Genomic DNA, 12,732 nt, shown 5'->3' on the forward strand with positions numbered 1-12,732 from the left:
CCCCGTCGGTCACGCGGCCATGGGGAAGTTCCCGACGGGGTCGGGCGCGGCTGCTCCGGTCTCGGCGAGGATCGCGTCGACCTCGGCCCGTACCGCCGTGTCGTCCCAATCGGGGTGCAGGATCTTGACCTTGGTCGAGGTCGACACGGCCCCGGCGCGGTTGAGCAGGTCGAGCGTGGTCGCGGTCGACTGCTCGCTCTCGGCGACCCCGTCGCCGAACTCCACGCGCGGGCGCGCGGGCGTGATGCGGCTCCCGAACAGGGCCGCGTCGAGCTGCAAGAGCACGTGACACATGTCGGCGACACCGTGTCGCCAGTACCCGGCCTTCTTGCGCCGGGTGACCATGCTCCGCTGGTCGCGGCTGTCGACCTCGGTCGCGGTGACCGGCTGTCCCTCGCCGTCCAGTCCGAACGACTGGGGCGAGTAGCCGGCGGCCTGGGCGGCCTGCCTCATGATGGCCTCGGCGCTGCTGCGGTGCTCCTCGACCCGGATATCGAACTGAGCGAGGGTGATCCCCACGCCCTCGTTCGGCGGCATCTTCAAGCTGTGCCAGACCTCGCGGTCGTCGTCGAACGACGCCCCGCGCCCCGGCCCGTCGTTGCGCATGTAGCCATCGGGGATGATCAGCCGCGCGCGGGCGAGCCGGATATCGCGCATCCACGATGTCCACACCTCGTCGAGGCTGTCGAACATGTCGTAGATCGGCGCGGCGTAGTCCGAGCGGCCGAGCGGGGAACCGCGGTGCAGCCGGTTGGGCAGCATGTTGGGGACGTACGCGGCGGTCAGGTCACGGATGCCGGTCGCGATGCTGTCGCCCTCGCCGTCGGCGTCGAGCGAGCCGACCAGGTCGGCCGTGTCGGGGTGCTCGGTGAGCGGCACCCGGCGGCCCACGTTGTCGCCGCTCCCCTGGTACAGGGCGTGGATGATCCGGCCCGACTCGTGCCGCTCGAAATGCCGCCATACGGTCGCCTCGGTCGAGCCGTCCAGCTCGCGCCAGAACGACACGGCGCGCAGCATGCCGAACCGGAACTCGGGGATCGCGCCGTCGGGCTGCATGACGGTCAACAGCGGCCGGTCGGTCAACTCGCGGTCCCACGTCACCCGGAGAAACACCCCGGACAAGGCGGCGGCCTGCTCGGCCGCGCCGAGGAACACCTGTTGCGCGCGGCCCTCGTCGAGCAGCAGGTCGAGGCGGTCCTGTGTCGCCATGTCCTCGACCTTGATCGTCGGCATGTCCGCGAACAACAGGTCGGCGCTGGTGCTCGCGATGTCGCCGGGCAGGGGGACGTGTAGGCGGTTGTCGCGCCGGTCGAGGCGGTGCTCGAACGACTTCCGTCCCCACAGCCGGCGGCGCTCGGTCGGCCGCTTGTGGTTCGTGTAGACGCGCGCGAGGCGCTGCCGGTCGCCGCTGTACCACGCGTCGTCGATGCGCATCGCGTCGTACAGCGGGGCCCACGCCGGGGGCGGCCACGCTGCGCCCTGGTCAGGGAGTGCCATCGTCGCCCCCTTCGTCGGTGCCGTTCTCGATCGCGTCGGCGGCCTCGCGGAACATCGCGGCGAGGGCGGGGCGCAGCTGCTCGCCGGGGGCGAGGGTGAGTTCGCCTACCTCGACGGTGTGCTCGCCGACGGAGAACCGAACGGGCAGGGTGAACGATGCGGTCACGGGGCGGCCTCCCTGGGCGCGGTGAGCAGGTGCCGCCACTCGTGCGCCGTGCTGTGGACGGCGTAGCGCAGTGCGTCGGCTGAGTGGTCGTCCACCTTGAGGGGCGCGTCTTCTCCGCGCTCGGTGGCCTTGGGGTTCCAGCTGTAGCCGGGCAGTTCGTCGAGCAGTCCCTCGCACGACTCGTGTACGAGCAGCCGGTCGGCGGCGAGCAGGCTCGACACGCTGCGGATGCCGTCGGCGACCTCGTTCGAGGCGCGGGCGAGGCCGGGGTGTCCGTCCTGCCACATCTGGGTTGAGAAAGAGGCGGCGCTCGGGTCGATGAACGTCCACTCGGGGACGATGTCGAGGCCGTCGAGCCATGCCCGAATCGCGGTGCTGTACTGCGCGTCGGTCATGCTGCGGTGGGTGGCGCGGGAGTCGTGCCGCCACTCGGCGGCGACGTACAGCCGGTTGTCGACGCCCTCGCCGAGCAGGATCGCGCTTGTGGGGTTCGTGGTGCCGTAGTCGATGCCGCACCAGTACCGGCGCATGTCCGGCAGCTGGGTGACGACGTGGCGCGCCTCGTCCCACATGTCGTAGATGGCGCCCTCGGCGACGACCCACGCGCCGTCGATCATCCGGCGGCGCCACAGTCCGACGTACTCGGCGGCGAGGCTCGCGACGTACTCGGCACTTAGTGAGGGGTTGTCGGACAGCTTGAAGTGCCACGACGCGAGGTCGAGGTCGGCGGCGCGGTCGAGATAGCCGGTCTTGAGCCAGTGCCGGGGCGAGTCGGGGTTCGTGGTCAGGTACAGGCGCGCGCCCGGTACGGACAAGCGGGCGAGCAGCTGCACGAAAAAGCCCTCGGGCAAGAGGGTTCCCTCGTCCACGTACGCCAGTTGTGCCGTCAAGCCACGTAGGCGGCCCTCGGCGCGGGCGTCGGCGGCGCCGATCAGGTGGACGGTGCGGCCGAGGATCGTCGCCGTGGTCGCCCCGCGGGTGTGCACGATGTGCCGGGCGAGGGGACCGAACAAGGCGCGGTCCTGTAGGGGTTCGAGGCAGTTCCGTTCGATGGTCTGGAGCGACCGGCCACAGATGATGATCAGGCCGGACGGGCCCGCCCCGGCGACGGCGATCACGAACGCGAGCAGGCTCGCGATGGTCTTCCCGCTCCGAACGCTGCCGTGCCACACGTTGATACGGCGTGTGGCCTGTCCGATGCTGCGCAGCTGCTTACGGGAGAGGGGCAGACGGTCGAGGTCGAGCACCGGCTCACCCCCCGTCGGCGCCCCCGTCCTCGTCGGCGTCGTCGTCGCCGGCTGCGCGCGTCAAGGCGTCGCCGAGGGCTCCCAACATGCTTTTGACCTGCTCGACGCCCTCGCCGCCCTCGACCGGCGCGAGCTTGAGCGACTTCTCAATCGCCGTGCCGGTCGCCGCGAGGATGGCGCGTTGGTCCTGGAAGGTGGGCCGGTCGAGCCTGGTGTCGTTCCAGACGTTGTCCTTACCGCCGAACGCCCCGATGGTGCACGGCTCCCACAGCTGCGCGCGCAGCTGCTCGGCGTCGGATTGCAGGGTGAGGGCGAGGGCGGTCCGGCGCGACGCGAGGTCGGCCCGGCGTACCTCGGTGGCGACGGCGACCTCGCCCGCGCGGTCGAAGGTGAGCGGGGGCTCGAACCCGGCGGCGATCTTGGACACGGTCGAGGGCGACCGGCGGATCGCCTTCGCGATGTGGTTCCGGCCCTTGCCCTGGGCGTGAAGGGTGCGCACCTGCTCGCGGTCGTCGTCGTCGATGGGTCGAGCCACGCGCGGCCACCTCCTCGCCCGGACATGCGAACGCCCCGCCGCTGGGGTGGGGAGCGGCGGGGCGTTCGGGTGGGGCGTCCGTTTCCGGGCACGCCGAGGTCGGTCCCGACTTTAGGTCACGAACCGATAACGGCGCAACCTGGAACGGTCACGTGCGCGCGGGGCGCTGCGCGTCCGGACGCGCGGGCGGCGGCGTACCGCCGAGCAGCGTCTCGGAGAACACGGGGCGCAGCTGCTCGCTGGGCGGCGGCGGGGGCATCCGCCGGGCGACCGGCGGTGTCCGACGCAGTGTCGCCGGGTTGGTCAGCTGGTAGGCGAGCAGTACCGGCGCGGTGTCCGACGGGCACACGTTGTTCGCCCATGCCGTGCGGTACTGCGTGGCGAGCTGTCCGACGGCCCGTCGGACGGCGTCGGCGAACGTGGGGTGCACGCGCATGATCTCGGCGAGGTCGGCGGCGAGTTCGTCGTCGATGCGCAGTGACGGCCGGTCGCCGGCTGCGGGCGGGCCCGACTTCTTGGCCGGTCGGCGGTCGGTAGAGTTGTTGTTGCCCATGGTGGGGGTCGCTCCCATCGTGTCGGTAGTCGGGCCCGTTCGGCGTGTGAGGCGCCGGCGGGCCCGCGTGGGTTCTTACTGGTCTTCGTCGTCCGGGTCCGGCTCGACGCCGTGCGCCTCGGCGGTCCGGCGGCGGGCGGCCCTGGTCTCGCGCTCGTGCTCCTCGAACGTGCCGAGCATGTCGGCGAGGAACCGCTCAACCGCGGTTGTCGTCCCGTCGGGCTCCTTGCGCAACATGGCGTAGACGTGCGAGTCGGACACCTTGAGCAGCCGCGCGATGTCCGCCGGTTTCATGCCCTCGGCCTTGGCCCGACGGATCATGACCGGCGTCGACTCGATCGCCTTCTCGCCCGCGCTGCGGGTCTCGGCGAGCTGGGCGAGGGCGTGCGCCATGGGGCCCAACTCGGCGGGGAACTCCCGCTCGATCATGGCGGCGCGCTCGGCGAGCATCTGCGACCGGCGGCCCCGGCGGAGCGTGCTCACGATGTCGAGCGAGGACAGGGGGCGGCTGTCGGTGACGACCGCTCCCGACTCGACGGCGGCGGTCAGCAGGTTGAGGGCGAGGGCGGCGAGCTGCGGGCGGCCGTCGAGCAGCCGGTCGAGCAGTTCGCGGGCGTCGGGCGCGGGCCGGGCCTCGATGCCGCGCTCGGCGGCGTAGCGGCGCAGTGCGGCGGCCTGCTGCTCGACGGACGCCTCGGGCTCGGGGTCGTTGGTGCTCATGTGGTGGTGCTCCTGTCGGTGGTCGGGCCCGCCCTCGGGCGAGGGCGGGCGAGGCGGTCAGGCGGCGAACAGGGCGACCTGTTCGGGCTTGTGGGGCAGTCCGTCGAGGGCGAGCTGTACGGGCCGCACGGGGGCCGTGAGGGGCGCGGGGCGCGGCTCGGGCTGCGGGGCCTCGGTGCGCCACTGGGCGGCGACGGCGGCGGCCTCGGCGCGGTCGCGGGCCTCGGCCCGTACGCACCGCTTGCACAGGCGCCACCCGCGCACCACGGCGAAGATCCCGTTACGCCCGCCCGCGAGGCGACCGCAGAACAGGTCTCGGGTTCCGGGGCGGCGGTAGTGGCCCGTGGTCTTGAGGGCGGCGCCGCGCACTGCGTAGGTCTCCACTGGGGGTGTCTCCCTTGGCGGGGCCCGCCCTCGGTGGGCGGGCCCCTTCGGCGGTGTCAGGCGGCGGGGACGATCAGGACCAGGTCGGCGGCGGGCCACGGGTCGCACACGTCCCACGGGTTGTCGTCGCCGAGGTCGACGACGGGCCCCTCGTGGTCGGTCATGGTGGCGCACGACCCACACCCGCACGTCGGGTCGTACGGCTTGGGGCGGGCGGTGTACTGGTCGTTGAAGTAGTCGGCGGCGGGCATCCGCTCGCCGTACGCCACGAACGACGCGAGGACGGTGTCGCCCTCGACAACCTGCTCGGCGCGCACGATGCGGGCGGCGGCGGGGTCGACCAGCAGGGGGGCGTGATCCTCGTCGGCGGGGAGCGCCGTCACGACCACGGGGAAGAACTCGACGAACATCGTGTGTCCCTTCGGGGGTGGGGGCGCCCACGCGGGGCGCCCCCTCGGTGGTCGGTCAGGCGCGGTTGTCGATGACGTGGGCACGGACGGCGGCGGCGGCCTGCTCCCAGAACTTCCACTCGCCGTCGAACTCGGTCCAGCGGCCGTCCTCACCCGTGATGTGCGCCTCGATGGGGCGTCCGGGCCACACGATGCCGCGCTCGGTGCCGTCCTCGAACACGACGACGTATCCGGCGGTCGACCACGCGCAGTACCAGCCATCGCGCTGCACGTGGTCGGGGTACTCGGTCACGTCCTGGTCTTCCTGCGACATGCACACGTCGCGGTAACGCTGCGGCAGGAAGGTGAGGACGCCGTACGGGCGCAGCTTCTCGACGGCGCGCTCGAACGCGCCCTCGCGGGTCTGCTGGCCAACGAACACGTAGTCGCGGCTCGGCAGCTGCGAGCCGTCGGCGGCGACGCGCTCGACGGTCCAGTACCCGTCAAGGGGCTTGCCCGCCGTGTTGAAAACTCGGTACTCGGTGCCGTGCATCTGGAAGGCGGAACGGCCCTGCTCGTCGGGCTCGCCGAGGGCGGGCTCGGGCGCGGCCTCGCGGCTGTGGGTGCCGTTGCACTCGTCGGCGCGGCCCGTCTCGGCGCAGTCGCACGGGCAACCGCAGTCCTCGACGGCGCGCACCCAGAACACGTACGCGTCACAGGTCCACTCGCCGACGATCTCGGCGTCGGGCAGCTGGGCGAGCTTGTCGAGCAGGGCGTCGAACTCGGTGTCGTCCTCGGCGTCCTCGGCCGTGTTCGCGATGTCGGCCTCAAGCCATGCGCGGGCGCCGTCGAGGTCCGGCAGGCACTCGATGCGGTACTCGGGGTCGAGGCCGATCTCGTTCATGCCGACGTGGTATCGGGTCCGGCTGCTGGTGTTCATCGGGGGTCGCTCCCTTGGTCGGTGTGGCGGGTGAGGGCCGCCGTTGTGTTGTTGTGGGAGCACTGTAACCACTTCTGAAGTCACTTCACAAGTCTGTTCAGAAGTTGGTTCACGAAAGGGGGTGCCGAGCAACTGCCCGGCACCCCCGGCGACTTGGGGCCCGGCCCCTACGCGGCGGGTTGCTGCCGGGCCTCGGCGAGGGCGACCCACAGGGCGACCAGGTCGGCCCCCCGCCACTCCCCGGCCTGGCGGCCGTCGGCGGGCGCGGTGCACGCTGCGCCGGTCGAGCAGACGACGACCGGCTCGCCCCCCGGACGGGTCCGGCCGGTCAGGCACCCGGCGCACCACGGGCACGGCTCGGCGAGCGTCGTCGACCGGCCGTCGCGGCCGAGGGCCCGCTCGACCGTGCGGCGTGCCCGGCTCGCGGTCGCGGCGACGTGGTCGAGCAGGCGGACCGGCATCGGCTCGAACAGGTCGCCCGCCGGTTCGTCGAGGGCTCGGCCCTCAAGCCACACGGCGGCCCAGTGCAGACCGAACGCGCGGGAGCCGGGCGAGGTCTGCGCCTGGTAGTGCCATCGGGCCGGGTCGGCGGCGTCGGCCTGGTCCGTGACGGACCGGCCCCGGCTGTCGCGCGCCGGTCGTATGGGGCGCTGCACGTACTCGGCGACGGCGTCGGCGAGGTCGAACAGGTCGCGCTCGACCTCGGTCGCGGCGTCGAGGGCGTCGAGGTTGAGCGGGGCCGGGTGCTCGCGCAGGATCAGGGGGAGCCGGCCGACGGTCGCCGCCGGCTGCTCGTCCTCGACGGTGTCGGCCTGCTCGGCGAGGTGTCCGTCGATGTACGCGCGGGAGTCGCGCGGCGGCCACTCGGCGGCCGGTCGGCGGCCGATCGCGGCGAGCAGGTCGCCCCACTGCTCGCGCACGGCGGCGAGGTCGACGGCGGCGCGGCGGGCGACCGGCGGCGCGGTGTGGTCGAGGGGGGTCGTCATGGGTGCTGCTCCTGTGCTCGGTGCGTACGGCGGGGCGGGGGCGGGGTGGCCGGTCAGGCGGGGGCCTGGTCGAGGACGTGCCGGACGCGCTCGGCGAGGTCGTGGCGGCCGTTGGCGTACGCGAGGTCGGTCGGTAGGCCGAGGCGCGGCCGGGGCTCCTCGGGCAGTGCGGCCCGGACGGCGGCGAGCTGCTGCTCAAGGGACTTGGCGCGCACGTGCTCGGCGCGGGCGTCGGCTGCGTTGTCGCGCGCGTCCTTCTCCAGTCGGCGTATGCGCTGCTCGGCCGTGGCGAGGGCGATGTCGTGGTCGCGCTGCTGCTCGGCGAGGCATGCCCGCGTCGATTCGGCGGCCTCGGCGAACGCTGCGTGCATGGCGGTCTGTCCGGCGTTCATGGCGGCGAGGTCGCCGTCGAGGGCCTGCTCGATGCGCTCGGCGTAGACGGCGGCGGCCCCCATAGGCGAACCGGCGCGCATCCGGTGCGCAAGGTCGCGCACGCGGTCGAGGGCGCGGTCGGCGGCGGCACGGTGGCGCTCGGCCTCATTGCTGCACTGGTGCGCGGCGCGCGCTATCTCCTCGGCCTGCCTGGCGCGCTCCTCGGCCTCGACGATCGCGGCGTCGGCGGCCTCGCGGTGCCGGGCGAGGGCACGCGTCGACCCGGCGTTCGCCTTGCGGGACTCGTCGGCGGTGCGCCGCTCCTCGGCGACGTACTCGCGCAACAGGGCGGCCTCAGTGCGGCTGAGGGTGCCACGGTCGGCACGGGCGAGCAGGATGTCGAGCCCGGCGCGTCGGTCGCTGCGCTCGTGGTCGCGCCCCTTGGTGCGGGAGTGCCGCCGGCGGCGCGGGGCGGTGGTGGTCATCGGTCGTTCTCCTCGGTGCGTTCGGTGAGCACTCGGCATGTGGTGCAGCCGCGGGGGCATCGGCCTTCCCCCTTGGCGAGGCGCAACAGGGCTCGGTCGGCGGTGCGGTCGCGGAGCGGGCCGGGGTCGCGGCGGCGTGCCCACAGGCCGAGGGGCACGCCGGACGCGAGGAACAGGGCGAGGACGATCGCCCACGCTGCGCCGCTCACTCGGTGACCTGGGCTTCGAGGCCGGTCGCGTGCCGGTCGAGCAGCCTCCGCGTGTGCTGCATACCGGTGAGCAGGCCGCGTGTGCCCCGGTTGACCCCGTGCTCGTCGCGGTACTCGTCGGTGTCGCGCTGGGCGAGGGCGGACAGCTCGCGTGTGTGCGCGGCGAGCAGGACCAGGGCGGCGGCGAGGGCCTGCTCGGGGGACCGGCGGGCGTCGTCGAGCAGTACGTCGCGCAGCGTGATGACCACGGGGTGACTGGCCTCGGCGTTGAACGCGAGGGCGCTCCGTACGTCGGCGACCCAATCCGTCGCCGGCTGCTGCGCCTCGGGCTCGGCCATGGCGGCGAGGCCGAGGGCGGCGAGGTCGGGGTCGTCGGCGGGCAGCTGGTCGGCGACGGCGGCGAGCAGGGCGTCGAGACCGGCGGGGCGCGGTACGGGGGCGTCGTGAAGGGGGCACGGCGCGCCGGTCGCGTACGCGGTGTCGCATGCCCCGGCGGGGCTCTCCAGGGAGTTGGCGAGCTGTCGCAGGATGTCGGCGGCCACGGGGCGGGGAAGGTTGCACGCCACGTCGGCCGGTCCTTCGTTCGGCACGGTGACGATCAGGCGGTGAGTGTCGAGCGAGGCGAACGCGACGGCGTCGGGAATGCGGGTCATGGGGTGGTGCTCCTGTCTCGTGTCCGAAGGGGTCGAGGTGGTGCTCACGCGCGCGGGAGGGCCCGCGTCCGGACGCGCGGCCCGGACGGGGCCGGTCAGAACGGGGGCTCGGTGCTTCCCTGGGTCGCCCACGGGTCGCCCTGCTGCTGGCCGTATCCCTGGGCCTGCTGGCCGTACGACTGCTGTCCGTACGCCTGCTGGGCGGGCTGCTGGCCTCGCTGGGCGTTGCCCGTCGCCTTGGTGACAGCCGCGGTTGCGCGGAGCAGCGACGGGGCGACCTCGTCGGCCTGTATCTCGTAGCTGCTGCGCTTGCTGCCGTCGGTGGCTTCGTACTGGCGCTGGGTGAGGCGGCCGACGACGATCACGCGGTCGCCGCGCTTGATGGACTCGGCGACGTGCTCGGCCTGCTGGCGCCATACGGCCACGCCGAGGAACACCGGCTCGCCGTCTTCCCACTCGTTCGTCTGGCGGTTGAACTTGCGGGGGGTGTTGGCCATGCGGAAGTTGGCGACGGCGGCGCCGGACGGGGTGAACCTGAGTTCCGGGTCGGCAACGAGGTTGCCCGTGAATGTGATGACGGTGTCGCCACTCATGGTTATGCGGCCCTTTCGAGGGTGCGGGATGTGCGGGGGCGTAGGGGCGCGACGGGGGCGAGGCGGGCCTCGCGGGCGCGGGCTCGGGCGGCTCGGGCGGCGGCGTTCTTGCACGCCCGGCACTTCCTCGTTCCGTCCTTCGCGCGGATGGTGTTCGGCTGGTCGTAGGCGTGGCCGGCGGGGCAGTGCGTGACTGCGGCTCGCTGCGCGACGTGGTTGGTCGAGCGGAGCACGTTCACGCGGTGCGTGACGGCCTCAAGGTGGCCGGGGGCGACGCACTCGCGGCGGCGGCACCGGTGGTCGACCTCAAGGCCGGCGGGTATCGGGCCGAGGTGCTGTTCGTAGGCGTAGCGGTGGGCCTTGACGGTGCGGCCGGCGACCCAAAAGGTCCCGTAACCCTTCTCGTTCTGGGCGCCGTCCCACAGGTGGCAGGGGCCGGGGCAGTCCCGGCGGAGTGACCAGGGGCCCGCGGGGTTCACCTTGGCGGCGAACCGGGCGGCCGGGGTGGGCCGTTCCATGGATGTACCTCCGTCGGGATGTAGTGGCCTTGCCAGACAGACAGGCTATCTGTCTGGGCAGAAAGCTAGCAGACAGGGGGGCGCGCCGGTCATGGGGAAAGCGCCCCCCTGTTCTGCGGCTATGCGGCGGCCGGTGCGCCGCTCTCGGGCTCGTCGAGGGTGAGCGTCCACCCCACGGCGGTGAGTTCGCCGGCGACGGCCTCGGCCACGTCCTCGGCGTCCTGTAGGCCGTTGCCGTGCGCGACCTCGACGGCGGCCCGGATGGCGGCGAGGGCGGCGTCGGGCATCATCGCTGCGCGCCGGTCACGTGCCGGGCGTCGCGTCGTCCGCACTGCTCGCGGGCGACCGGCGGGCGCACCATCATCCGGGCGAGGGCGTCGAGGTCGCGCTCGGACTTCTCAGCGGCGGCGCGGCGGGCGTCGGCGGCCTGCTCGGCCGCGCGGCGCTGCGCCTCGGCACGGGCGCGGGCCTCGGCCTCGGCGGCGAGGGCGGCGGCGAGCTGGGCGGGCCCGTCGACCTCGAACCACGTCGACCAGCGGCCGTACCCGTGGTGCTCCTCGACGATGACGTACGCGCCCTGGTCGGCCATGCTGCGCGCGATGCGCCGGGCGGCCTTGCGGTCGCTGGTCGGCTTCACGGCGGGCCGGTCGGGACGGTCGTCCCACGATCCGGTGATCCGGTACCCGTTCGTGTTCTTCGTTCGGTCGGTCGCCTTGGCGCGGCGGCGGTGCGCGGCGCGCTCGGGGTGCTTCTTGTTCCGGTTCATGCGGCCGGCTCCCTTGGGGCGTAGTGCTGGGCGGTGGCGAGGTCGAGGCGGGACGGGTGCGGCTTGGTGCGGTCCACGCGGCGCTTCCCGCCCTGCTGGCACGGCTGGCCGGGGCGCGCGCGGCACGTCACGTACGGGCACGTCACGTCGAGCGGGTCGGGCAGTCCGGCGGCGGCGCGGCGCTCGCGCTCGGCGCGCGTCTTGCGGAAGTCGGCGAGGGCATCGCGGACGGTCTTCGGCATGTAGTCGCCGAGGGCGGCGAGGCGGGCGGCGGCGAACTCGTTCCGCTCCTCGCGGGTGCTTCCGCCGGTCAGTTCGCGGTACACCGACGGGGCGGCCTGCCCGGCGGCTATGGCCTGCCTGGTGTCGGCGAGGACGGCGCGGTACGCCTGGTGGTCGTCGGGGTCGACCGGCGGCACGGGGTCGGTGTGGCGGCCGAGTACGTCGGCCTTGAACGCGTGCCAGGGGCGCGAAACGTCGCTCGGCTGGAGCCGGTAGGCGCTGCTCGCGATGTGGTGGCGGACGACGTGACCGGCGTGCCAGTCGCGGCCGTCGGGGTGCGGGGCGGTCGGCGGCACGTCGGCGAGCAGGTCGGCCCACTGGTCGAGGCGTTCGTCGGCCTCGGCCTGGTCGGCGGGGGCGAGGCGGGGGTCGAGGCTCACGGCGTACGCGAGCAGGGCGGCCACTTCTTCGCGCTTCACTGTGCGTTCTCCTGGGGGTTGAGGGCGGCGGCGAACATGTCGGCGGCGCGGGCTACGCGGCCGGGCCGTGCGGCGTCGAGGGGGATCACCTCGGCACCGGGCGAGGTCGGGGCCCCGGCGGGCACCGGGGGGAGCGCGGTCCAGCCGGGCAGGAAGTACCGGACCGAGCGCGGGCGGGAACGGGCCCGGCCCCACTGCCCACGGGCGTGGTCGACCAGGGCGGCGACGGATGTCCTCGCGACGATTGCCTCAAGGCGGAACCAGTCGGCCGTTTCGAGGGACCACTCGACGACGATCCCGGCGGCGGTGAGCGCGTCGCGGAGCGGAACCACGTTCACCGGCACGGCGGGGGTCGAGGCGTAGCTAGCTTGCTGTACCTCCGTAGGAGGTACAGCGGGACGGGACGGGTCGGGACGGGGGGACCGTGACGGTTCCTCGCCGTCACGGTGTGACCCGTGGCCCTGACCTGCGATGTCGTCGGGAAACTCGATCTGATTCGCGAACGGTTCGCGATTTTCGCCCGACGGATCGCCGTCGATTCGCGGACGATTCGCCGACGGATCGCGCGGATTACGCTCCTGGTTCCGCTGCTCTGCGGCCCGTTCGCGGGCGCGTTTCTGGCGCTCGGCGGCGGCGGCGCGGTCGTCCTCGACGCGGGCGCGGGTCGGGTTGTAGGTCAGGAAGTCGTGCATCACGTAGTCGCCGGCGGGCGGCTGCTCGCACCGGGTGCAGTCGTGCCCGTGGGCGTGCCACAGGCCGGACGCGACCAGCTTCCGGGCCTGGGGCGCGGTGCCGTACAGCTGGGCGACGACGCCCGGTATCACGCCCTCGGTGAGGTGCTGGGCCGCGTAGGCGCCCGCGCGGACCCACAGGCCGAGGGCCGCGTTACCGGCCTTGAGCAACTTCGGGTTCGTGTGCGCCGTGTCGTCGACTTTGAACCAGGTCACGGGGGTTGTGCTCCTTGGGATGGGGCGCCCGGGGCGAGGGGCCGGTCGGCTCGTCCTCGCCCCGGGGCGTT

The 12,732-nt window shown here is 73.4% G+C and carries 19 protein-coding genes; all 19 read right to left on the reverse strand.

The window, feature by feature from the left end:
- Positions 1-9: 9 nt before the first annotated feature.
- The gene (locus PSQ21_RS17225) at positions 10-1,497 is read right to left on the reverse strand and encodes a phage portal protein (protein WP_274031410.1); all 1,488 of its coding nucleotides are present in this window, start codon (positions 1,495-1,497) and stop codon (positions 10-12) included.
- Complete coding sequence (locus PSQ21_RS17230) at positions 1,484-1,663, reverse strand: hypothetical protein (RefSeq protein WP_274031411.1); 180 nt, start codon at positions 1,661-1,663, stop codon at positions 1,484-1,486. Before PSQ21_RS17230 ends, PSQ21_RS17225 begins: the two co-directional genes overlap by 14 nt.
- Positions 1,660-2,910, reverse strand: coding sequence for a PBSX family phage terminase large subunit (locus PSQ21_RS17235; RefSeq protein ID WP_274031412.1), 1,251 nt, complete (start codon positions 2,908-2,910; stop codon positions 1,660-1,662). The genes PSQ21_RS17230 and PSQ21_RS17235 overlap by 4 nt, the downstream gene beginning before the upstream one ends.
- Positions 2,911-2,914: 4 nt before the next feature.
- On the reverse strand, positions 2,915-3,445 hold the full coding sequence (locus PSQ21_RS17240) for a helix-turn-helix domain-containing protein (RefSeq protein ID WP_274031413.1): 531 nt from the start codon (positions 3,443-3,445) through the stop codon (positions 2,915-2,917).
- A 148-nt stretch (positions 3,446-3,593) separates the two neighbouring features.
- Positions 3,594-4,016, reverse strand: coding sequence for a hypothetical protein (locus PSQ21_RS17245; RefSeq protein ID WP_274031415.1), 423 nt, complete (start codon positions 4,014-4,016; stop codon positions 3,594-3,596).
- Between the two features lie 57 nt (positions 4,017-4,073).
- Positions 4,074-4,718, reverse strand: coding sequence for a hypothetical protein (locus PSQ21_RS17250; protein WP_274031416.1), 645 nt, complete (start codon positions 4,716-4,718; stop codon positions 4,074-4,076).
- A 57-nt stretch (positions 4,719-4,775) separates the two neighbouring features.
- The gene (locus tag PSQ21_RS17255) at positions 4,776-5,102 is read right to left on the reverse strand and encodes a hypothetical protein (protein ID WP_274031417.1); all 327 of its coding nucleotides are present in this window, start codon (positions 5,100-5,102) and stop codon (positions 4,776-4,778) included.
- 56 nt (positions 5,103-5,158) lie between these two features.
- A complete protein-coding gene (locus PSQ21_RS17260; RefSeq protein ID WP_274031418.1) occupies positions 5,159-5,512 on the reverse strand; it encodes a hypothetical protein in 354 nt (117 codons plus the stop codon).
- Between the two features lie 55 nt (positions 5,513-5,567).
- Positions 5,568-6,431, reverse strand: coding sequence for a hypothetical protein (locus PSQ21_RS17265; protein WP_274031419.1), 864 nt, complete (start codon positions 6,429-6,431; stop codon positions 5,568-5,570).
- Positions 6,432-6,598: 167 nt separating this feature from the next.
- Positions 6,599-7,417 carry a hypothetical protein gene (locus PSQ21_RS17270; protein ID WP_274031420.1) on the reverse strand — a complete coding sequence of 273 codons (819 nt, stop codon included), beginning with the start codon at positions 7,415-7,417 and terminating at the stop codon, positions 6,599-6,601.
- A 53-nt stretch (positions 7,418-7,470) separates the two neighbouring features.
- A complete protein-coding gene (locus PSQ21_RS17275) occupies positions 7,471-8,274 on the reverse strand; it encodes a hypothetical protein (protein ID WP_274031421.1) in 804 nt (267 codons plus the stop codon).
- A complete protein-coding gene (locus PSQ21_RS17280; protein ID WP_274031422.1) occupies positions 8,271-8,483 on the reverse strand; it encodes a hypothetical protein in 213 nt (70 codons plus the stop codon). Before PSQ21_RS17280 ends, PSQ21_RS17275 begins: the two co-directional genes overlap by 4 nt.
- Entirely contained in the window at positions 8,480-9,136 is a 657-nt protein-coding gene (locus tag PSQ21_RS17285; RefSeq protein ID WP_274031423.1) for a hypothetical protein, read from the reverse strand. The genes PSQ21_RS17280 and PSQ21_RS17285 overlap by 4 nt, the downstream gene beginning before the upstream one ends.
- Before the next feature lie 95 nt (positions 9,137-9,231).
- A complete protein-coding gene (locus PSQ21_RS17290) occupies positions 9,232-9,729 on the reverse strand; it encodes a single-stranded DNA-binding protein (RefSeq protein WP_274031424.1) in 498 nt (165 codons plus the stop codon).
- Positions 9,730-9,731: 2 nt separating this feature from the next.
- On the reverse strand, positions 9,732-10,247 hold the full coding sequence (locus PSQ21_RS17295) for an HNH endonuclease signature motif containing protein (protein ID WP_274031425.1): 516 nt from the start codon (positions 10,245-10,247) through the stop codon (positions 9,732-9,734).
- 119 nt (positions 10,248-10,366) lie between these two features.
- A complete protein-coding gene (locus tag PSQ21_RS17300) occupies positions 10,367-10,537 on the reverse strand; it encodes a hypothetical protein (protein ID WP_274031426.1) in 171 nt (56 codons plus the stop codon).
- Positions 10,534-11,013 carry a hypothetical protein gene (locus tag PSQ21_RS17305; RefSeq protein WP_274031428.1) on the reverse strand — a complete coding sequence of 160 codons (480 nt, stop codon included), beginning with the start codon at positions 11,011-11,013 and terminating at the stop codon, positions 10,534-10,536. Before PSQ21_RS17305 ends, PSQ21_RS17300 begins: the two co-directional genes overlap by 4 nt.
- Complete coding sequence (locus tag PSQ21_RS17310) at positions 11,010-11,714, reverse strand: zinc finger domain-containing protein (protein WP_274031429.1); 705 nt, start codon at positions 11,712-11,714, stop codon at positions 11,010-11,012. The genes PSQ21_RS17305 and PSQ21_RS17310 overlap by 4 nt, the downstream gene beginning before the upstream one ends.
- Positions 11,711-12,661: a mucin-2 gene (locus PSQ21_RS17315; protein WP_274031430.1), complete on the reverse strand. Its 951-nt coding sequence runs from the start codon at positions 12,659-12,661 to the stop codon at positions 11,711-11,713. Before PSQ21_RS17315 ends, PSQ21_RS17310 begins: the two co-directional genes overlap by 4 nt.
- Between the last annotated feature and the right edge of the window lie 71 nt (positions 12,662-12,732).

Source organism: Streptomyces sp. MMBL 11-1 (assembly GCF_028622875.1).
Lineage (GTDB): Bacteria > Actinomycetota > Actinomycetes > Streptomycetales > Streptomycetaceae > Streptomyces.